The following is a 21,827-nucleotide window of genomic DNA, read 5'->3' on the forward strand; positions in this document are numbered from 1 at the left end:
GTAGAAAGTATAAAAAATAAGCCTGAGGTAAAAGGTATATAATTGGTAAAATTTTTGAATAGACTGAGTCTTGTAGCTCATGATTCAGCCAATCAAGCCAAGCAATGTTTTATAGAATTATTGAACAGGAATATTGAATAGAATTATTCAACAAAATTATGCAACGAGATAATTTATACATATAAAAAAGGAGATCATTGAATGATCTCCTTTCTGATTGAATCAAACGTTAATTGTTTTGATTGCCATCTAAATTAAAGCGGATAGGTTTTAGCTTGTTCGCTATGGCTTGAGCTAAAAGGGATTAGATTTTTAAACCATGAAATCAAACGCTCAAACCAACTTGCTTCTTCAATATCGACATCATCTTGAATGGTTAAGGTTTGAATCAATTGGTTGTTTTGGTAAACATTCACTTTTGCCAATTGAATCATTTGTTTCATTGGTGCTGTGAGTGATTGTGTACTTAACTCTACATCCATACGTGTTTGTGTCTGTTGCAGAGGCTCAACATAAGTGGTTAAACCATAAGCATCCACTTGAGCAACACGTTGCAGTGCATTGTCAAATTTTGTCAGATCGATAATTGCATTTGGTGCATATAATGATGTGGTAATGATTTGTGGCTTTTTGGCTTCAACCTTGAACATTTTCAATGTTGATTTCACCACAGGAAGCTCTGCAATGAGTTGCTTGTCTTTAATGGCGATTTCATCACGCGTGTAGTTATAGGCGACATTTAATAATTTATGTGCCATTTCAGCCCGTTTTAAACCACTTTTTGCACCTAGCACCACCACAATCAAACGTCGATTGGGTACATCCATGCTATTGCTTGGTCGAGCAGCGGTCAGTGCCAAGTTAAAACCAGCAGCACGGGTGAAACCTGTCTTTAAACCATCCACTGAGCTGTCTTGTTTCAGCAAAATATTGGTGGCACGGTGAAAGCGTTGGTTATAGACAAAGCTTTGCTGTTTTGAGTAATTCAGATAATCAGGGGTTTGTTTGACCAAAGCTTGACCCAGTAAGGCTAAATCATGAGCTGTAGAATAATGATCATCCATAGTAATGCCAGGGGGGTTAGCAAAATGCGTATCTTTCATGCCCAAGGCTTGTGCTTCTTTGTTCATACGCGCAACAAATGCTGGCACAGTTCCAGAAATCCGTTCAGCCAATGTCACCGCAGCATCATTGGCAGACATCACCACTAAACCTGCCAAAAGCTGATCAATACTAATTTGTTCACCCGGTTTTAGGTACATTTGAGACTCATCCCATTGCACCATATTCACCACTGGAGTCGCTGTTAAAATTTCATTTTTGTTTAAATGCCCAGCTTGAATTTCTTTCAATGTGATATACGCCACCATCATTTTTGTTAACGATGCAGGAGCACGTTGAACGTGGCTATTGCTTTCAGCAATGACTTGACCAGACTGTGGATCTAAAATGGTAAAAGCTTCAGCTTCTACAGTCATCGGATCGATATTGAGCAGAGCAGCATTCACAAGTGTGGAACAAAAAATGCTGAGACAGAGTATAACTAACGTGAAGATTTTCAACGAGGGTTCCTTAACAAGCCGATCCGATGGCACAACCTACAAAATATACCGCATGCTATGCTTTTTTTTTTCATCTCGCTAGTGAGATTTGCTGAGAATTGATACTAACAGCGCATCAATTTATAAAAAAGTGCTAATCTAAGTACAAATCATCTCGTTAGTATTTTTACCACATATTATGTTGCATTATCAGATTGAATTTGACGATTACCGTCAGCACCTTATACACGTCACAGTCCGCTTTGTCGCACAACCGACCCAAGTTCTTTCATTACCGACGTGGATACCGGGTAGCTATCTTATTCGTGAATTTTCCAAACATATTGAAAATGTCCGTGCATATGATGAAGATGGCCGTTTGTTACAAATTCGCAAAAATGAAAAAAATAAATGGCAGCTATTCAATACTGACTTTGAACTGATGACCGTCGAATATGATGTATATGCTTATGATTTATCAGTTCGAGGTGCTTACGTCGATCAAACCCGTTTATATGTCAATCCAGCCTGTGCTTGTTTAGGTCTAGAAGGTCATGAAGAAAGCCCGATTGAAGTTGAATTGTTCCTTCCAGATGAGTTGAAACATTTTCAATTGGCGACTGGAATGACTGCAAAAAGCTTGGTGAAAGGGCGTTATACCTTAAAAGCAAAAAACTATGCTGAATTGATTGATGCGCCATTTGAGCTTGCCGAACAAACACGTTTTAGCTTTGAAGCGAATGGCATTCCGCATGAATTTGTGGTGTCAGGCAAACATGCGATGAACGAACAGCGCATGAAGCAAGATATTGAAAAAATCTGTGCGACCGAAATTTCAATGTTTGGCACAGCGCCATTTGAAAACTATACCTTTATGACCATGGCGACAGGGAATAGCTATGGTGGTTTGGAACATCCAAACAGCACAAGTTTAATTACGCCACGTGATGACTTGCCTAAAGCCAATGAACCTGAAGAGCCTTCAGCGGATTATCAACGTTTCTTAGGTTTATGTAGCCACGAATATTTCCATTCATGGCTGGTGAAATTCATTCGTCCAGAAAACTTCGTCAATTATGATTTGAATAAAGAAGGCTATACCTCTTTATTGTGGATTTTTGAAGGATTTACATCGTACTACGATGATTTGATTTTGCTCCGTAGTGGTGTGATCAATCAATACAGCTATTTAAAATTACTCAAAGCACAGATTGACCGTTATTTGCAAAACCCTGGACGTGCGATTCAAACGGTTGCAGAGTCTAGTTTTGATGCTTGGGTGAAATTCTACCGCCAAGATGAAAACTCAAATAATGCAGGTACAAGTTACTATAACAAGGGTTGTTTAGTGGCATTGTGCTTGGACTTAGGTCTTCGTCTACGTGGGTCTAGTCTGGATGCCTTGATGCGTAAATTGTATGAAAATGCGCAAAATGGTATTCAGGTCAATGAACGCACGATTTTTGAATTATGTGAGGAATTGACGGGTGATAGTTGGCTTGAACAGATTAATCATTTGATCAATACCACAGATGAGTTGCCACTCGATCAATTATTGCCAGAGTTTGGTCTTGGTTATGTTTTGAAAAATGACAAATCTTTGCCATTTGGTTTAAAGGTTACAGATAAACCTGAAGGTGTATTGGTACAAAGCGCTCGTCGTGATGGCGCAGGTGCTCAAGCGGGGCTTTCTGCGCATGATGTCATTATTGCAATCGATGGTTTAAAAGCGACTTCAAAACTTGTTGAAAAGTATGCCAAGTTGCAGGATAGTTTCACAGTACTTGCTTTCCGCCGTGATGAATTGATGCAGTTTGAAGTGAATGCTTCTGGTGCTGATTTGGCTGAAGTTGATTTGAAAGTTGAAGATCAAGTTAAAGTTGAAAAATGGCTTAAAGTTTAATTTGCTGAGCATTAAAAAATCATGTAAAACCCATACTTAGGTATGGGTTTTTACTATTAATTAATTTTTTTATGTAGTTTGTTGAAGCTTTTTTGAAAGGCTTTTTTGTCAATGTTAAATTGCTCTACCGCTGCTTTGATTTGTACTATAGATTTCTTTCTTCGATTAATATCTGATTCGTCTGCGTATTGTTTACCATAATTAGGTTCACTCAAATGAGCATTATTTATGTTACTCTCAACGTTAGAAAGCATGGTTGAGAATTGATCTAATAAGTTTTGAAATTCATTATAGTATTGAATATTTTTATCTCTTTCTAACCAATGTCTAAGTTCAACTTGATGATTGGAAATTTCAAGTTCGTTGATATTTTTCTCAAACTCTTGTTCTTCAAAATAAAATGACCCTTGTAGCTCATTTTCTTTATATCTTTGCAGTTGATTAGATAGTTGATTTACGAAAACATAATATTTATCGGCCAATAAGTTAAGCTCATTAATTTTTTGAATCCCAATAATTGCTCTTTCAAACATATAGGATTCTTTCCAAGATGTTAAAGATTTAAGTACAAAATACAGGCTAATCCATGCTGTCAGAAGCGCTAAAAATTCAGATAAAGATAAAATTTCAAAACTAACATATTTTTGACAATAAGTAGAGAGTTTATTCTCATTCCATGCATAAAAGTAATAGTAAAAAAAAGTTGATATTGAGACAAGTACTGTAGCTATGAAAAACTGTTTAGCAATCTGCATGAATTATCCTTATATTTAGAAAATAGAATATCTAAGTTATTATAATTAATAAATATATTGGATTGTTTGCTTAAATTTTATAAAAAAGCTCACTATTGTGAGCTTTGAAAGTAATTAGAATATTGTGAATCTAAAACAAAAATTTTAGCTCCCTCGATAAGTTGAATAACCATATGAACTTAAAAGTAGGGGAATATGGTAGTGTTCAAGACTTCCATCAATCACAAAAACAACAGGGACTTCTGGAAAAAACGAGCGCTTATTTTGAGCTTTAAACCAATCGCCTGTTTTAAAGGTGACTCGATACACGCCTTTTCTTAACTCAGTCTCTTTCGGATAAAGCTCACTAATACGACCGTCTGCATTGGTTTTGTCTTCGTTCAATTTGACCCATTTATCGCCTTGTTGCGCTTCTAAAACCACGTCTACATTTGCAGAAGGTAAACCTGTTTCAGTATTTAAAACATGCACGCTCAAAGGATTTTGAGCAAAAGCAAAACTAGACATCGTCAGTGCTAAAACAGAAACAAACTGTAGTTTCATGGTGGTAAATATCCGATCAATCATTACAGCTTCAATTTTAAAGCTTTAAAAACGCAAAACTAGAGTAAAAATGTAATAAAAAAGGATGCTTAAGCATCCTTCCTTATTTTTCAAAATTTTTCAAAACGATTAACGTGCACGACGACCACGAGGAGTCTTGGTATTCGGACGAGTTGTACCATTGGTCTTACGACGCGGTTTTTCACTTTCATCCATTTGCCAAATACGCTTTGTACCAGATGGTTTTTTCTTTGGAGTACCATCTTTATTGACTTTTTTATGGATTGGTTTACCCCCAGTACCGCCTGGCTTTTTCACATAAGAACGAGAACGATACGGTTCTTCAGCAGGAACATTTTGGAAATCAGGATACAATAGTGGCTCAATCTCTTTGGTTTCACCCGGTTGTAAACCCAATTGCACCAAATCGATTGCACCAATTTTAGTGCGAATCAAACGTAATGTCGGAAAACCAACAGCCGCGGTCATACGACGAACTTGGCGGTTACGACCTTCACAAATCGAAATTTCAATCCAAGAGGTCGGTACAGAAGCACGGAAACGAACAGGAGGATCACGATCCCATAACCATTCAGGTTGTTCAACTTTAATGGCTTTGGCAGGCAAAGTAAGACCGTCTTTAAGTTCTACACCTTTACGAAGTTGCTCAAGTGCTTCTTCGGTCACATCACCTTCAACTTGCACAACATAAGTTTTAAACTTTTTATTTGCAGGGTTAGTGATATATTGATTTAAACCACCGTGGTCAGTCAAAAAGATTAGACCTTCCGAGTCCATATCTAAACGACCTGCCAAACGTAGCGTTGGGTCATCAACAAAATCTGACATAGTCAGATGCGCTTCGTCTTTACGAAACTGGGAGAGCACGTCATAGGGCTTGTTTAAAATGACGATTTTCATAAAAAATGCTTCTTTAATCTAGATAAATATAGAATTGGTTGAGTTTTATTCAATGGTGAAATGCAGTTATTTCCCATATAAATCTCAAAATATGGATGAATTCAATTAGACTATTATGCGATAAGAACAGTCGAAAGTATTGCTAATTGGCAAATATTTTTAAGAAAGAATCATAAAAAGGAGCGCCAATCGAATGGGTTATCAGAAGATTATAGCACCAATGGATGGTAGCAAAATTACCGTTAAATCAGATTTAACTTTGAATGTTCCCAATAACCCAATTATTCCTTTTATTGAAGGAGATGGTATTGGTGTCGATATTACACCAACCATGAAAAAAGTTGTCGATGCAGCTGTTCTTAAGGCTTATGGTGGCAAACGTTCCATAGAATGGATGGAGGTTTACTGCGGTGAAAAAGCCAATAAAATTTATGGCTCCTATATGCCAGAAGAAACTTTCGAAGCGCTACGTGAATATGTGGTTTCAATTAAAGGACCACTCACCACGCCTGTAGGCGGTGGTATTCGCTCACTTAACGTTGCTCTTCGCCAAGAATTAGATTTGTATGTATGCGTCCGTCCCGTGCGTTGGTTTGAAGGTGTACCATCGCCAGTACAGCATCCAGAACTCACTGATATGGTGATTTTCCGTGAAAACTCCGAAGATATTTACGCAGGGATTGAGTGGAAGGCCGATTCGCCTGAAGCAAAAAAAGTCATCAAATTCTTAATTGAAGAAATGGGTGTGACCAAAATCCGCTTTGAAGATCACTGTGGCATAGGTATAAAACCCGTATCAAAAGAAGGTACACAACGTCTCGTTCGAAAAGCCATTCAATTTGCCATAGACAATGATAAGCCTTCGGTCACGCTTGTGCATAAAGGCAATATCATGAAATACACAGAAGGCGCTTTTAAAGAATGGGGCTATGAGCTTGCCATGGAGCGTTTTGGTGGTGAGCTGATTGATGGTGGACCTTGGGTCAAAATCAAAAATCCCAAAACAGGCAAAGATATCGTAATCAAAGACGTGATTGCAGATGCCTTTTTACAGCAAATTCTTATGCGACCATCGGATTACTCGGTCATTGCGACATTGAACCTCAATGGCGATTATATTTCCGATGCCTTAGCCGCAGAAGTAGGCGGAATCGGAATCGCGCCAGGGGCGAATATTGGTGGTGCTGTTGCAGTATATGAAGCAACGCATGGCACTGCGCCGAAATACGCAGGTCAGGATAAAGTCAATCCAGGTTCAATCATTTTATCTGCTGAAATGATGCTCCGTGATATGGGATGGACTGAAGCTGCCGATCTGATCATCAAAGGAATTTCAGGAGCGATTAAAGCCAAAACAGTCACCTATGACTTTGAACGTCTGATGCCAGATGCAACCTTGTTGCGTTGTTCTGAATTTGGCGATGCCATTATTCAAAATATGGATCATTAGTCTTGATTTGGTAGCTATAGATAAAAAGCCTGCATTTTTGCAGGCTTTTTATATGAATTTAAAGATGAATTATGCGGATTTATTCAGGTTTATTTTTTTAGATCATAACTGTGAATTAGGCTAATATATTGTTCTGGGCTAATGACACGTGCCAGTTTATTATCTAAATCAAGAACTAAACATTTACTATTTCCGCATAAGATTTTTTTCACACGAATATTTTGATCATTGTGTACGATGAATGCTTCATCGTATTGGCAATCTTGTTGATGGAGTACTTGTTCACGTATAGCTCTGGATTCTGAGTCACCTTGTTGGTATTTGGCAATAATCGGGATGGTAGACAACATGAAGAAGAAATATAAAAAATAAATTGCTGCTGGAACACTATTCATACTTTTAAGCAAATTCGGTTTATTTTTTTTAATATATTTGTTCAATTTAAAATGAGTGAAATCGACCTTATTCCAAAATTTTTTTCGCGCACTAGGATGAATACCAATCAGTAAAGCAAAAAATAATGCAAAAAAATACATAACCGTAAATGTGGAAACTTTAAGTAATATAATTAATTTATCTAAAAAGACTGAAATAAATTCTAAGAATCCTAAAAACACAATCTCAGGATAATTCACGCCTAATTCCATCGGCCAATGATCAAAAACTTCTGTCATGCCATACGCATAAGCCAAATAATAAGCAAAAAGAAAAGCAGGGAAAAAGAAGAATAATCCAGATAAAGTGGTGGCAAAAAATTTCATATCTATGTACTTATAAAAATTGTGTTTAAGTCAATTGGAAGTGTTCATCCAATATGTTTTTTGATTATTTAAAAGCATGATTTGTGAATAATCTTATGCGCAAAAGAGTTTAGTACGTTTTAGATAAAGTTGAGTAATTTTAAGTGATCATGAACTCGAATTAAGTGATTTAGGTAATATTGGAAAATATTTTTTATTGATTTATAAGCATTTATTTTTAAAAAAGTTACATTGCAGTAATTTGATACAGGTGTATGCTTGGTAAATATTTTAGTTCACGTATGCTGAAAGAGTCGTCGGTCGATAGTACGGCATATCAGAAACAATTTTCAAAATTCAGTGGAGATATGAAATGTCTAATCAACAACAACACAACCAGCAAAATGAAAATCAGCAAAACCAACAAAATCAACAAAACGATCAGCAACGTCAACAGCAACAACAGTCTGATCAACAAAAGCAACAGAATGATCAACAAGGTCAGAAACAACAATCTAAACAAAACCAACAACGTTAACCCAGTGCATATTTAACGCATGATCTATAAAGCCATTGATTAAAAATCAGTTGGGTGATGATGCGGTAAATATAACAAATGAGACATTTAAGGGAAGATTGACGACTATCTTGATAGCGTTAAAATCATAAGATAATGTCTTTGATAAGGTTTAAGATTTATTTATACCATTGAATTTTAAGATATGGATTGTTGAAAATATTGTGGTAAATAAGTGAGTGATCAAGGAGTAAAAATGGCTACTGCTGCGAAATCTTTAAAGCAAAAGATCAAAGCACGCTTAAAGAAAATCTCTAAGCATAAAAGTAAACTGAAACAGCTTGAGAAAAAACTCAAGAAGAGTAAAAAATAGGTTTCATCTCTGGTTCTCAAAACCATAAAGCCCTCATTTGAGGGCTTTTCTATGCCAAGAGTGTGTAAAATAATGATGTGGTGATTTATAGTGAACATGATCGCTGCAAATATTTAATGATTTATGGCAAAGAAAAGATCCTAGCTAGATTTGCGGGATATCACCATTAAACTGAACGTATCAACGCTAAACAAAAAAGTGGTTTATGCATATGATTTTGACCATATGTCATGAACGGCAAAAGGGAGAAAGCAATGAAAATGTATCAAGTCGATGCCTTTACCTTGGAATTATTTAAAGGAAATCCAGCGGCGGTGATTGTTCGTGATGAATGGTTAGACGATACATTGATGCAAAATATTGCGGCTGAAAATAATTTGGCAGAAACGGCATTTGTTAAAATCATTGATGAAAGTCATTATGAAATTCGTTGGTTTACGCCAAAAGTAGAAGTGGATTTCTGTGGTCATGCAACTTTGGCCAGCAGTTTTGTCATTTTTCAAGATTATACTCAGGCCAAGCAAATTCAGTTTCATGTTAAAAATTTAGGCTTTTTTACCATTGTTCAAGCAACAGATGGCAAAATTCAGATGGATTTTCCTATTCGCCGTGCGCATTTACAAGAGCATTATCCTGAATTACTCAATGAAGTGATTGATCGTCCGATTAAAGAAGTATATTTGAATGAGCAAGCTTATATTTTAGTCTGTGAGCATGAGCAAGATGTCATTGAAGCCAAGCCAAATTTTGCTTTAATTAATGCCATTGCTGAGGCTTATGAAGTCAGCACCTCAATAACGGCATCCGATGCTTTTGATATTGCGGTAACAGCGAAATCTAATCAATATGATTATGTTGCCCGTTATTTTGCACCACATAAAGGTATTGATGAAGACCCTGTTACAGGTTCCATGCATACAGGACTTGCACCACTATGGGCTGAAAAATTGAATAAAAATAGCTTATTGGCATATCAAAGCTCTGAACGTGGTGGTGAGTTATATTGCGAAATTAAGGGCAATGATAGAGTGAGTATTTCAGGTTATGCAAAGCTCTATATGACGGCCGAAATTTATATCGACTGATAGACTAAATGATTGAAATTTAAAAATTATGTTTATTTTTGATAATACTTTAAGTGTTTTGAGATTAAATGGGATAAATTTAAGTTTAATCGATAAAATAAACGGCTTATATATCAAATTACAACAGTGCATTTTGTAAAATTTTTCTAAACTCTTGCAAATAAAATCTTAGACATACTACCTTTGGAATATCTATGTTAACCCGATTTAAAACGCTTACACTTTCATTATTCATCATCAGTGTAAGTGCCGATGCTTTGGCTGGTTCTGGTTTGGTTAAAGCTGAACAAAATATTGAAGAATATAAACTCGACAATGGGTTACGTGTCGTTTTAGCACCAAATGACAAAGAAAATAAAGTCATTATAAATACAGTGTATTTAACTGGTTCTTTAAATGATCCCAAAGGTAAGGGTGGTCTAGCACATTTGCTCGAACATTTAGCATTTAAAGGCACGCAAAATGTCAAAGGTGAAGAATTTCAGCGTCGATTAGATCAATTTACTTTAATGACCAATGCCAGCACAGATTATTATTCAACAAAATATATCAATGTCGTACGTCCTGAAAAAACAGTCATAGATGAAGTGCTTTATCTTGAATCAGAACGCATGGACAAGTTGGTATTACAGGAAAAATTTGTACCGTCTGAAATCAACATCGTGATGCGTGAACGTGAAGTACGTATGGATCAGCCTTCAGCTGTACTCATGGATCAAATGTGGAAAGCAGCATATGGTAATGAGTCATTAGGACGCTTGGCGATTGGCGATTTAAACGAATTACAATCCATTAAAATGGATGAATTGAATAAATTCTATCGGACATGGTATGCACCAAACAATGCAGTGATTGTCATTGCAGGTAAATTTAATAAAGCAGATGTACTCAAAACCATCGATAAAAATTTCAGTCCAATCCCTCAGCGTACAGTTCCTGAATCGGCTAAAGTTCCGCCCTTTAATATCAATAATATGAAGATTAAAGAATTTGCCGTGAAAAAGGGCAGCGACTTAGCCAAGTATAATGTTTATTTAAACAGTAAAAACGAAAATATTCAGGCAGCACTGTCATTTACGCCATATTTGTACACCATGCAACCAAGCGGACATTTATACAAAGATATGGTCGAGTCAGGTATCAGTACCAATGTTTTTGCGACCACATGGTTAGATCAACACTTTAATTTGGTGTTGTTAGGCGCTATTTATGCACCCAATCATCATGCTGAAAATGTCAAAAAACAGCTGATTCAAAGTGTGGAAAAACCGCAAAAATTTAATGCAACCGAAGTCAATCGTATAAAAAACATGGTTAAAAATGCGCAAGAAACCATGATCACTAACTCATCTGCAGTTGCTGATATGATTAGTGAATATATGGTTTCACAACAGGGCGATTGGTCAAAATTCTTTAAAGAGCAAAAGCAATTACAAGATTTAAGCGTCGATGAAATTAATCAAATTTTGACTTCATTTTTAACGTCAACGCATCGAATTTCAGCAGATATACAACCTACACCTGAAGATCAGAAAAAAGCACAAACGCTTAAAGAGGAAGCAGCAGTTCCATCACAAACTCTTGATCAAAAAGCTGAACAAGCAGAACCACTTAAAGATGCTCAAGTCTATAGAGCTGAAGTCAGTCAATATTTGAAAACCTCAAAAGCACGTTTAGATGCAACAGAGAAAAAAATTCAACGTGGCAAACTTAAAAATGGGATGAAGTATGCGCTATTTCCAACCAAAACACGTGATGGGAAAACTTATGTATCGATCGATGTCGACTTTGGTACAGAGCAAAGTATGTTTAATAAAGCTGACATCATCGGTTTAACTTCATACTTATTATTACGTGCATCTGAGCAATATAGTCTGCAAGATATTGCTGATAAATCGATTGAAGCGAGCGGCGGAGCATCGGCGTCATCAAGCGATAACGGCATGAGCATTGAGATTGTTGCCAAAACTGAAAAATTCGATGAGTTTTTTAATTTTATTTTGTCTGTGATGAAAAATCCAAAATTTGAACAATCACAGTTTGACCTCATAAAATCGCAATCACTTTCAAGTTTAGATCGACCATATACTGAACCTGGAACAGTTTCAGCGATGGCCTTGTCGCGATTGACGGAAATCTATAAACCAGGCGATTTGCGTTACCATTTTGAGCCTGATTTTGCCAAGCAACAATTAAAATTGGCGACCAATGATCAAGTCAAAGCCTTATATCAACAATTCTTTGCGATGGATCATGCCAGCATTGCTGTAACAGGTGATTTTGATGCCAAGAAAATGAAGAAAACTTTAAAAGCAGAATTTGAAAATTGGAATAAAAAGCAACCTTATCAGCGTTTAACAACGCCTTATGTTGAATATAAAGCTCAAAAATTGCATGTGCTTTCAGAGCCACGTGAGTTTGGTAGTTATTTAAGTGTCATGGGCTTTCCTTTAGGTGCTTTCCATGCAGATGCACCAGCAATGATTGTTTTTGAGCGTATTTTGGGTAATTCGCAATTGTCTTCGCGTTTGGCTCAAGAACTGCGTGAGAAAAATGCATTGGTTTATGGCTTTAACAGCTCACTCAGTCTAGATGAAGATGAAGAATCTGGAGCACTTGGCATTAGTGCAAACTACACGGCTGGTAAGTCTGCTCAAGTCTCTAACTCAGTTCATAAAGTTTTAAAAGCGCTGATTGAAAAAGGTGTAACAGAGCAAGAAGTTGAAGCAGCCAAAGCGGATATCATGAAAAATCGAGTGACTGTTTTAGAAGATGAACGCAGTATTCATCGTATGCTCAATCCACAGCTTTACCGTAATAAAGACATGAATGCACGTAAAAAACGGGATCAAGAATTTGCCAAATTGACAAAATCAGATGTTGATGCCGCGATTAAGAAGTACATTCATTTGGATCGTTTGATTGAAGTCATGGCAGATCAATATGGTCAACCAACCAAAGAAGTGCCAAAGCCTATTCCTGCAAGTCAATTGGCGCCGATTCCGAATCAAGCTCAACCAGCTCAAACTCAAAAGCGTCAAGTGAAACCAAGTCAAACTCAACCGCTTCAAATTCAACAACCGAAAACGCAACCCTAGTTTTCATAAAAAAAGTCCTGATTGATATCAGGTCTTTTTTTGATTTATCCTTTTAGACGATAAAACTGCTTGGCGTTATGATGGAAAACTTGTTTTAAAGCATCTGGGTCATAAGCCGCGACAACATCGCTAAAAGCATCAATAATAGTGACCAAATTTGCGTTGACACTGTCCATTGGAAAGTTTGAAGCAAACATCACTCTATATGTCCCAAAGCTTTCCAGCGCGTGGGTGATCATTGGATGAACCAAATCAAAAATCTCAGCTTTACTGGCAAGTCGTTTTTGCTTGTGGAATTGATGACCCAGTACTGGCATGAGTAAACCTGACATTTTGGTATAGACATTGGGGAGGAGAGCCAGTTCAGCAATATCCTCCTTCCAACGATAAAAAATATTGTCACGCGCCACTTGGGTTAGCCCCGTTTGCTTACCAACAGGGCCAAATAAGCCAGCAGGAGTACCTAAATGATCCAACACGATGGAGGTTTCAGGAAACTGTTTCGCAAGTGTAATCACATCTGACAACTGTGTTGAATAAACCCACGCATCAAAACTCAAATTGTACTGTGCTAAAACTTCAAAGCCTTTCAGGAATTTTTTATCTCGATACAATTCAGCTTGGTCGGTCCAACGATGTATCCCTTTATCTTCATGATATGCCGCCATACGACGGATGCCTTTAAAATGGGGTGATGCTTGATGGTGTAGTTTGAGTATTTTCTTAAAGTTTCGATCACGTGGGTCGGCTGTAGCGACTATACCTCCTAGTTTTACTGTACCGTCATTGAATGGTAGTGATTCAATAAATTCAGTTTCACCCACCACGCCTTTACCTTTATGGTCGTGCCAACTGGCTTCAACGTGCACAACTTGACTGATTGCGTAGTGGCCTACATCTTTTCTGTAATTTTGTGGAAGATAAGCCGAACTAATATGAGAGGTTAAACCTATGCTTTCAAGCAGATCTTTAGGTTGCGCCAAACGAATAACTTTATCGAGTAAGTATGGACTTTTGCCGAATAGTTTGACGGCAAGTGCTGCTGGATGAGGCGTATGATAAGGATCCCATTGGTGAATATGTGCATCAATAATGGCAAAATCGAGTTGTTGCATGATCATCCCTAAACTTATTTTAATCTATAGATTTAAAATAACTGAAATGTCTTTTGTTGAACATTGTATTTTGTCTAAGTTTTTTGTTTAAAAATAATGCGTGATTGTGTTGTATAAAAAAGCCCATTGCGGGCTTTTTTAGAATTGCTCAAGGCTTATATGGGTATTAAAACCATTTGGGATTAATGGTTGTGATCATGCTTATTGGCATGAAATTCTTCGTTATGACGGAAACGAAGATAGTTTTCAAACTGTTCACAATATTCGTCGTAGTTGTCTTCAAGCATCATTTGAAATTGTTGCATGATATAAGACATCACTTGATCTTTGGCATCACGCATTTCTTTGCCGTCTTTAAAGCCATTTGCCGCTACCCAAGTATTAAAACGAGCAGTACCGAATAGCATTGCAGCACTCACTTGTCCACGCATTTCAGCAGGTTTGACATCTGAACCTTTTTCCACACGGCAAAATTCATTGGCTTGTTTAATAAATTCATCGGCACGTTCAAAGAATGCAGCATTCAACGCTTCTTCTTCGGTTACATCTGTCGCTTCAATCTTTTGAACCATGAACTTGTTCCTAACTTAAAAAACTAATGGCGTATTATAGGCAAAGGCTTGCATAAACTAAACCTTTGACTTAATCTAAAAATAGCCTAAGCAAATTGGAAATGATGATGCAGGATGCGATTGCGGTTCAAAGTTTAAAAAGTGATATTGCACTTTTACGCCAAAATATTTGGCCACCTGCAGACTTGGCCAATGTTGAAGGCTTACCGATTTACTATGGTACAAAAGCACAGGTTGATGCTTATTATGCACAGTGGACTGGGCTGATTGAGCGCGCGCAAGATTTATTTCAGCCTTTTATGGAAGATGAAGTTTTAGATGCGATTCATCTGCCTAGTCATTTGAATCTGCCATTGTTCTATTTTCATGTCGATCGTATTCGTGTGAATAAAACACGTGCTAAAGAGTCGAAAACGTTTCGGGGGATTGCAAGTTTAATTGATAAATGCGGTCAGTTTGAACCTGATCAAGTCCGTGCCATGTCGCACTGGTTAGATAGTGATGACACGGCAGCTTTGGTAGCACATCGTGAATTTGTCGACTTACGCACTTATGTGTTTCAGCATGGTCAAAGTGAATATACGCGTACACGGTTTTATGTAAATGGCATTGTGTTAAGTGTAGAACCACATTTTGAGTTGGTCGATGCACGAGATAAGCCACGTAAACAGCGCAATGACAGTTATAGTGATCCACTTGCAGATAACAATACTTGGCGTGTGTATGGGAAGTATCGATAAGATTTTTATATTCACTTTAGCATTTAAAAAACCCCAAGTTTTTGACTTGGGGTTTTTTGATTCCAAACACATTAAATCATCAGTTTTTCACATATTGTGTCGGTACTTTAGGCAAGACCACACTCGATGGATAACTGGCATTTGAGTAAATTGAAATTGAACCCAATAAAGTTGATTTTAAAGTCGGTAAAGGTGCGACACCTTTCCAAATATCACTGGCAACAACTGAAACCTGAATTTTATGACCCTTAGGAATCAGAACTGCTGTTGGTGGAATTTCAATTTGCATTAATACAGGTTGGTTTTTTTCCAATGGCTGAACGTCTTCCTTCTTAAAAGTTTGCCATGGTTGAATCATTTGACCTTGAATATAACGTGAACGGGATTCGTCAACTTTGCGTAAAGATGCTGTTAAAATACCAGTACTGAGTGTTTTTGCATTGCCCGTTTTCGGGTCTACATCAGATATCCGAACGACTATCCCTGTATCTTTCGAACTGGTTGAAACCCACAAATCGGCTTGCATCGGACCATTTAGATAATAATCTTCAGTCAAGGGTTCAGTATTAAATACCGCAGCAGGAATATTAGACAAGTTACTATTTTCTAAGCAAGGAAAGGGGACTAAGCTTGAGATTCCCATTGTCACTTGTTCGACAGTACTTGAACAAAGACCAAAAGTAGGCGCTTGAATTAAAAAGCTTTCACCAGATTTATCAGTGGTTTTATCTCGTACTAAAGTGTGTTTATTATTTAGAAAGAAACGATCAGGCGTCAGTTCCACATGAGGCCAATCTGTCGTGGTGACATAATTTTCATAACCATGAACCCACTGCGTGACATTCGGCAGTCGGTCAGCACCCACATCCATACCTTTTAAATATTGGTCAAACCACTGCAATGCTATTTTCTCTAATTTCGGAATATTGTCTTTTGGCAAGGACGGAAAAAGTTGTGCTGCTTGGATATGATTCCAAGGCCCAATGAAGATTTTGGCAGTCGTTTGATCTTTCAATGCCTCTAACCATAAGGGTTCACTACGCTGGAACAGATCACGTGTACCACCGACGATAAAGGTCGGTACTTTAATTTTGTCGGCATATTCTAAAGGAGATCGTTCGCCCCAAAAATCATAATCAAAGGCGAAATCAGTTCCACCAAGTGCATCGAAAACCAATGGGATTTGGAACTCAGTGGTGTTTTTTAATTTTTCATAAGCCAAAGCTTGCCCCTTGACTGGGTCTGCAAGATAAGCATCAATGGGCAATGTCCCTAAAACGGTGATAATCCCTAACCAAGCAGGAATAAAGTTGGTATTCAGTTGACCACCATTAAATAAAATATCACGATAACTGTCACCAATCGGCACAATGGGAAATGCAGCTTTTACAGCAGGATGTTGAGTCGCAGCACCAAGAAGTGTCGTGATGCCTAAATACGAGACACCATATAAGCCAATCTTGCCATTCGACCAAGATTGCTTACTCGTCCAATCAATAATCTCAAAAGCGTCTTGTTGCTCAGTGTTGCCAAATGCTTCCCATTTGCCAGCAGAGTTACCAGTACCACGTACATCGACGACGACCGTAGCATAACCGCGTTTGACCATATCAGGGTCTGCACCACCGACAATCGAGGAAATACGACCAATTGTCCCTCCGTTATATGCGGTTTGAATGAGAATAACAGGGAATTGTGTATTGACTGCATTGCCTTGTTCATCTGCAGGTAAGGTGACATACACCGCAATGCGAGTGCCATCCTTCATATTAATCCATTGGGTAGGAAGCGCTTTAATTTTAGGATAATCTTCAGCTCGATCATAAAGCTGCCATTTTGCATCTGCATTTGTGGTCACAGGATATTGTGCTTTACTCACATTCGCACGTGTGCCAAGGCGGGTGTTTTTTAATGTGATATTCGGATGTCCGATTTGGTTCGGATCTAAAGTAGTTGCATTGGGTGTGTTGGATTGAGGGCTAAGGTAGTTTAAATCCGAGGTGATATTTTGAGTTGGTGTGATTGATTTATTGACAATACCTACTGTCGTTCCAATCACTGCAACACCAATACCAATTGCAGCATAAAGCGTGTTTAATAATTTCATGGTAAAAATCCATTTTATTGTTCTTGGCTAATCAAGTTTTTTGTTATTACAAATAGCGATTTTAAAAGCATAACCTTTGCTTTTATTGAATAAGACTGTTGAGATGAACCTCCCTTTTTTGTTGAAGTATTTCTAAAAAAATGCATGAGTAGTTTTTCTATCATTGATTAGAAAAACTAACAAGTATTAAGTGATAAGTGGGGTTTATGGCATTTATAATTTATTTTTTATTATATTTATTCAATCGTTGAGTGCATACGTAATTTAGAGCTTCGATCTGTATAAATTGAAATGAGCACGGCTAGGAATAGAAATACGATTATTCCTCATACTTATTTATAAGCAAAATAAATTGCTAAATAGAGACAAAATAAAGAGAAAAATAAAGTTTAGATCAGGGATAAAGCTAAGATAAAACATAGATAAAAAACATGATGAAGGTTGAAACATCCATCATGCTTATGCGTTGATGTGGCAATGGAAAAAATTATCTTCAATTCTGGCAGGTTGAAGCCTGTTCGATTATTTTAGGATTATTTAAACCTCGACTATGGGTAAACACCGCTAAAAGTGCAAAAGCAATGAGGGTAACGACGCTATACAGTAAAATGCTGGTACTAAAATGATCCACCATAAAACCACCAATCAGTGCGCCAAGTGCGATCATCACTTGAAAAATACCGACGAATAAAGGCATACCTTTTTCAACGGCTTGAGGCGCGTGTAAAAACATCCAAATATTCGCTGTTGTTGGAAATGCACCGAATGCAAAACCCCAGATTGCTGTTAGAAAATAAGCACCAGTAAGATGGGTCGCATAAATAGGAAATCCTATAAATACCACCGCTAAACACACTCCAACTGCAGCCAAGGTATATCTGACATTCAAATTGCTGCTATAACCTGCAAAAGCATTTCCAAAGAAACCTGCTGCACCATAGACCAATAACAGTGTACTAATGGTTGCACCATTAAAACCAGAGACATTCTTAAAAAATGGAGCTAAATAACTATAGGTCGAGAAATGTGCCAAACCAATCAGCAGAATAATTACTAAGCCTTTCCTCGCTTTCGGGTCAGCAAAAAGAGCAGGTAAGTCACGATACTGAATGGCTGAAGTGGGATATAATTTAGGAAGAAATAAGTATTCGAACACCAATATCACAGCACCAATCACAGCAGTCATTAAAAATGCAGTTCTCCATCCATAAAGTTCACTCAGCCATGTGCCAATGGGTACACCTAAAACTGTGGCTAAGGTCACACCTGCCATGACAATTGCCGTTGCTTTAGCAATAGGTAAGTGTGCAGGTGCAACACGACCACTTAGCGCAATGGCCGTTGCCCAAAAGCCACCAATGGCAATCCCTAAAATAAATCGACTAAATAAAATCAAAGCAAAACTAGCAGCATATGCAGTAATGAAATTGGCGATTACCATGACAGCCGTGAGTCCAATCAACAGATATCTTCGATCAAGACCCTTGACCCAAACGGATATAAGTGGCGCTGCAAAAGCCCCCATAACACCTGGCAGTGTAATTACTAAACCTGCTGTACCGACTGTAACCTGCAGATCTTGAGCAATGGCATTTAACACACCAATGGGGAGAAACTCACTGGTGACCAAAACAAATGCTGTAATGGATAGGGTGATGACGGCATACCAATTGCCTTGATGTTGATCTGGAGCGGTTTGCTGAAGATGAGATTCGTTCAAATTGGCTTGAGTATTCATGGACTGAAACTCCTGGTTTTTAATTTCATAGTGATTGTTATAAAAATAAAATATTTGATTTATTGAGCAGGGTCAATTAATTTATTAGTGATCGTTATAAAAATTAATGGGATTGTTATGCAGGATAATACAAAGCCCGAAAATCAAGCAGTTAGTTCGAATATACATTTACGTCGTCGCGGCAGACCAAAATGTTTTGATGAAAATCAAGCACTTGAAAAGGCGATGTTGTTATTTTGGCAGTATGGTTATGAGGCAACATCAATCAGTGATTTGACTCAAAGTTTGGGAATCACAGCGCCAAGTTTGTATGGAACTTTTGGCGATAAAGTTGAATTGTTTAAAAAAAGCTTGGACTATTATTTAGCAAATGAAGCATGCCCGATAGATGAAATTTTTAAACAAGCCAAAACTGCAAAAATTGCCATGGAGCTTTATCTATTTGAAAACTTAAAACGATTAATTCAAGACTATAAACCCACAGGGTGCATGCTGGTGGTTTCAACTATGAATTGTTCAATTACAAATCAGCAGATTCAAACGGAATTGCTCAATAAACGCTTAGCGACAAAACAGAAAATTTTTGCTCGTATCCAACAAGGTGTTAAACAGGGGGAAATTCCATCAATGACAGATATTCAAGCAATGACAGATTTTTATACCACCATGCTACAAGGTATGACTATACAAGCACGTGATGGTGCAACAATGGAACAATTAGAACATGTAGTAATAATGGCAATGAAAAACTGGGACAATTTTCTAAAATAATCATGCCCTGATCTTCGTAGTTATTGTGCAACATGATAAATTTTATACACTTTTACCACAACTTTTTACCTATAAATATTTAAATTTCGACTCTAATAAAGCGCCAACATGAGATAGCGATTTATTTTATGCATGCATCGAAATTAAATACCTATTTATCTATATGGCGTATCTCTAAACAATATGATCAAAATCCCTTAAAAATGATCGCAATTGTCAGCTCATTTTTACTGGTTTCAACTGTAATAGGTGTTCTGCTTCCTTATCTTTTAAAATTATTAATTGACGAATCTCAATCGAGTTCAACTTCTCAATCTGTCAGTCTATTTTCTTTTTCAAACCTGTATTTTTTAGCCTTTGCTTATGCGATGGGGTGGTTAATATCGCAGGCAATAGATCAATTTAAAAATATGTTTAGCGCACTTTTTTTTCGAAATTTCGAAAGTGCGCTGGTATATAAAGGCTTAGAAAATTATTTTAATTTAAAATATGAGGAACAAAAAAAGATTGAAGCTGGTGTGTTTAATGCAGATTTATGGCGTGGAGCAAGTGGGTTTTCACAAATCACCTATACTATCTTATTTGTCATCATTCCGATTGTGATTCAAATTATTGGTATGGTTTGGGTGTTGGCACATAATATTGGTGTTATTTATTCTTTATATTTTCTCATATTTTCAATTATTACTTTAGCATTGTCTTTATTAATTACCTTTAAGACTCATGATATTTTTACTGCAATGTATGAGTCGCGCAATAGTTTGAATCAATTCATTATCGAAAAAATTAGCGGCGCTTATGATATAAAAGTTAATGCATCTTTAAATTACGAGTTAAAGGAATTTGATAACCGTATTCATACATTTAAACGGAAAGCGGGTCATAACTATAAAAAAGCGGTTGTTTTTATGCTCTATCAACTTATATTTATTGGCTTTTTTTTGCTCTTTTTTATGTTGCTTTCAGTTTATCTTTTTCAGCAAAAACAACAAATAACGGCCGGTGATTTTGTCCTTATTAGTACTTATATTGTGAGTTTGACACTACCATTAATGATGATGTCGCAAAGCATTATTCGTTTGCGTGGAGATTTTATTGCTGCGCAAAAATACTATGATTATTTTAATTTGCAAAAGGATGAATTGAGTCAAAAACAGCTTAATCAAAGTACATCTTTATATGAATTTCGACATTCAAATTTTATGTTAGGGCAATATTTAGTTCATGATTTCAACTTTAAAATAGAGCATGGTAAATGCTATGTTGCGATTGGTCGTACAGGTATTGGAAAGACCAGTTTTATCCATTATCTGATTGGATTACAACAGATCCAAAAAGGTCAGTTAAAGTACAAAGATGTGGATATCAGTGAGCAGTTTTCAGCGCAAATTTTCAAAGAAATTGCCTTTGTTAGTCAAAATCCAATCGTTTATTCAGGAACGCTCAGACAAAATTTAGTCCATAACAGCCAGTATAATTATAGTGACCAAGATTTATATGAATGGTTAGATCGTTTTCATCTAACGAAAATTTTACATAAGAATAATATACAGTTAGATGATGATTTGCAGGATATTTATAAAAGTTTTTCAGGTGGAGAAAAGCAAAGAATCAGTATTATTCGTGCAATGTTGAAACGACCAGAACTTTTAATTATGGATGAACCGACAGCCGCTTTAGACGAGCGAACAAGTCTTGAGCTGATGCCATTTATTCGAAAACGTGTTCCAACCATTTTTATGATTTCACATGCAAATTATGCGCTAGAATTCGCTGATGAAATTATCGATTTTAATCAGCTTATTGTAGCCAGCACTGAAGTAGAATTGGATCATAAATAAGTAATAAGTTTAAAAAG

At 36.9% G+C, this 21,827-nt stretch carries 17 protein-coding genes; 8 read left to right on the top strand and 9 right to left on the bottom strand.

The features are described 5' to 3' along the window. Positions 1-254: 254 nt before the first annotated feature. Positions 255-1,562: a D-alanyl-D-alanine carboxypeptidase PBP6B gene (locus G8E00_RS05795; protein WP_227591402.1), complete on the bottom strand. Its 1,308-nt coding sequence runs from the start codon at positions 1,560-1,562 to the stop codon at positions 255-257. A 178-nt stretch (positions 1,563-1,740) separates the two neighbouring features. Between G8E00_RS05795 and G8E00_RS05800 the strand changes: the two genes are divergently transcribed. After that, the gene (locus G8E00_RS05800) at positions 1,741-3,444 is read left to right on the top strand and encodes a M61 family metallopeptidase (protein WP_166222602.1); all 1,704 of its coding nucleotides are present in this window, start codon (positions 1,741-1,743) and stop codon (positions 3,442-3,444) included. Positions 3,445-3,500: 56 nt separating this feature from the next. Here the strand turns inward: G8E00_RS05800 and G8E00_RS05805 are convergent, their stop codons facing one another. From G8E00_RS05805 to G8E00_RS05815, 3 genes are all read right to left on the bottom strand, one after another. Next, positions 3,501-4,199: a hypothetical protein gene (locus G8E00_RS05805; protein ID WP_166222604.1), complete on the bottom strand. Its 699-nt coding sequence runs from the start codon at positions 4,197-4,199 to the stop codon at positions 3,501-3,503. Between the two features lie 144 nt (positions 4,200-4,343). Further along, positions 4,344-4,742 (bottom strand): hydroxyisourate hydrolase, encoded by a 399-nt coding sequence (uraH, locus tag G8E00_RS05810; protein WP_166011564.1) that lies wholly within the window; start codon positions 4,740-4,742, stop codon positions 4,344-4,346. Between the two features lie 129 nt (positions 4,743-4,871). Further along, positions 4,872-5,663 carry an rRNA large subunit pseudouridine synthase E gene (locus G8E00_RS05815; protein WP_166011562.1) on the bottom strand — a complete coding sequence of 264 codons (792 nt, stop codon included), beginning with the start codon at positions 5,661-5,663 and terminating at the stop codon, positions 4,872-4,874. A gap of 193 nt (positions 5,664-5,856) precedes the next feature. On the opposite strand from G8E00_RS05815, the gene icd reads away from it, so the two are divergent. Next, positions 5,857-7,113, top strand: a complete 1,257-nt coding sequence (gene icd, locus G8E00_RS05820) for an NADP-dependent isocitrate dehydrogenase (RefSeq protein WP_166011560.1) — start codon at positions 5,857-5,859, stop codon at positions 7,111-7,113. Positions 7,114-7,202: 89 nt separating this feature from the next. Here icd and G8E00_RS05825 read toward each other — a convergent pair whose 3' ends face one another. Further along, a complete protein-coding gene (locus tag G8E00_RS05825) occupies positions 7,203-7,874 on the bottom strand; it encodes a hypothetical protein (protein WP_166222606.1) in 672 nt (223 codons plus the stop codon). Between the two features lie 352 nt (positions 7,875-8,226). Here G8E00_RS05825 and G8E00_RS05830 point away from each other — a divergent pair, with 352 nt between their 5' ends. The 3 genes from G8E00_RS05830 to G8E00_RS05840 all read left to right on the top strand — a co-directional run bounded on the left by G8E00_RS05830 (position 8,227) and on the right by G8E00_RS05840 (position 12,926). Then, positions 8,227-8,391: a hypothetical protein gene (locus G8E00_RS05830; protein WP_166222609.1), complete on the top strand. Its 165-nt coding sequence runs from the start codon at positions 8,227-8,229 to the stop codon at positions 8,389-8,391. Positions 8,392-8,997: 606 nt separating this feature from the next. Continuing rightward, a complete protein-coding gene (locus G8E00_RS05835; protein WP_166222611.1) occupies positions 8,998-9,828 on the top strand; it encodes a PhzF family phenazine biosynthesis protein in 831 nt (276 codons plus the stop codon). A gap of 194 nt (positions 9,829-10,022) precedes the next feature. Beyond that, positions 10,023-12,926 (top strand): M16 family metallopeptidase, encoded by a 2,904-nt coding sequence (locus tag G8E00_RS05840; protein WP_166222614.1) that lies wholly within the window; start codon positions 10,023-10,025, stop codon positions 12,924-12,926. 44 nt (positions 12,927-12,970) lie between these two features. Here G8E00_RS05840 and G8E00_RS05845 read toward each other — a convergent pair whose 3' ends face one another. Continuing rightward, complete coding sequence (locus G8E00_RS05845) at positions 12,971-14,041, bottom strand: amidohydrolase family protein (protein ID WP_166222617.1); 1,071 nt, start codon at positions 14,039-14,041, stop codon at positions 12,971-12,973. A gap of 182 nt (positions 14,042-14,223) precedes the next feature. After that, positions 14,224-14,613, bottom strand: a complete 390-nt coding sequence (locus tag G8E00_RS05850; protein WP_166011547.1) for a DUF3144 domain-containing protein — start codon at positions 14,611-14,613, stop codon at positions 14,224-14,226. 107 nt (positions 14,614-14,720) lie between these two features. Here G8E00_RS05850 and G8E00_RS05855 point away from each other — a divergent pair, with 107 nt between their 5' ends. Further along, on the top strand, positions 14,721-15,353 hold the full coding sequence (locus G8E00_RS05855; protein ID WP_166011545.1) for a hypothetical protein: 633 nt from the start codon (positions 14,721-14,723) through the stop codon (positions 15,351-15,353). Between the two features lie 79 nt (positions 15,354-15,432). Here the strand turns inward: G8E00_RS05855 and G8E00_RS05860 are convergent, their stop codons facing one another. Next, the gene (locus tag G8E00_RS05860; RefSeq protein ID WP_166222627.1) at positions 15,433-17,460 is read right to left on the bottom strand and encodes a CocE/NonD family hydrolase; all 2,028 of its coding nucleotides are present in this window, start codon (positions 17,458-17,460) and stop codon (positions 15,433-15,435) included. A gap of 493 nt (positions 17,461-17,953) precedes the next feature. Then, positions 17,954-19,198, bottom strand: a complete 1,245-nt coding sequence (locus G8E00_RS05865) for an MFS transporter (protein ID WP_166222629.1) — start codon at positions 19,196-19,198, stop codon at positions 17,954-17,956. 117 nt (positions 19,199-19,315) lie between these two features. Here G8E00_RS05865 and G8E00_RS05870 point away from each other — a divergent pair, with 117 nt between their 5' ends. Together G8E00_RS05870 and G8E00_RS05875 are read left to right on the top strand one after the other, a co-directional pair. Continuing rightward, positions 19,316-19,969 carry a TetR/AcrR family transcriptional regulator gene (locus G8E00_RS05870; RefSeq protein WP_166222631.1) on the top strand — a complete coding sequence of 218 codons (654 nt, stop codon included), beginning with the start codon at positions 19,316-19,318 and terminating at the stop codon, positions 19,967-19,969. A gap of 203 nt (positions 19,970-20,172) precedes the next feature. Beyond that, entirely contained in the window at positions 20,173-21,810 is a 1,638-nt protein-coding gene (locus G8E00_RS05875; RefSeq protein ID WP_166222633.1) for an ATP-binding cassette domain-containing protein, read from the top strand. Positions 21,811-21,827: the final 17 nt, after the last annotated feature.

This window comes from Acinetobacter shaoyimingii (genome assembly GCF_011578045.1).
GTDB classification, from domain to species: domain Bacteria; phylum Pseudomonadota; class Gammaproteobacteria; order Pseudomonadales; family Moraxellaceae; genus Acinetobacter; species Acinetobacter shaoyimingii.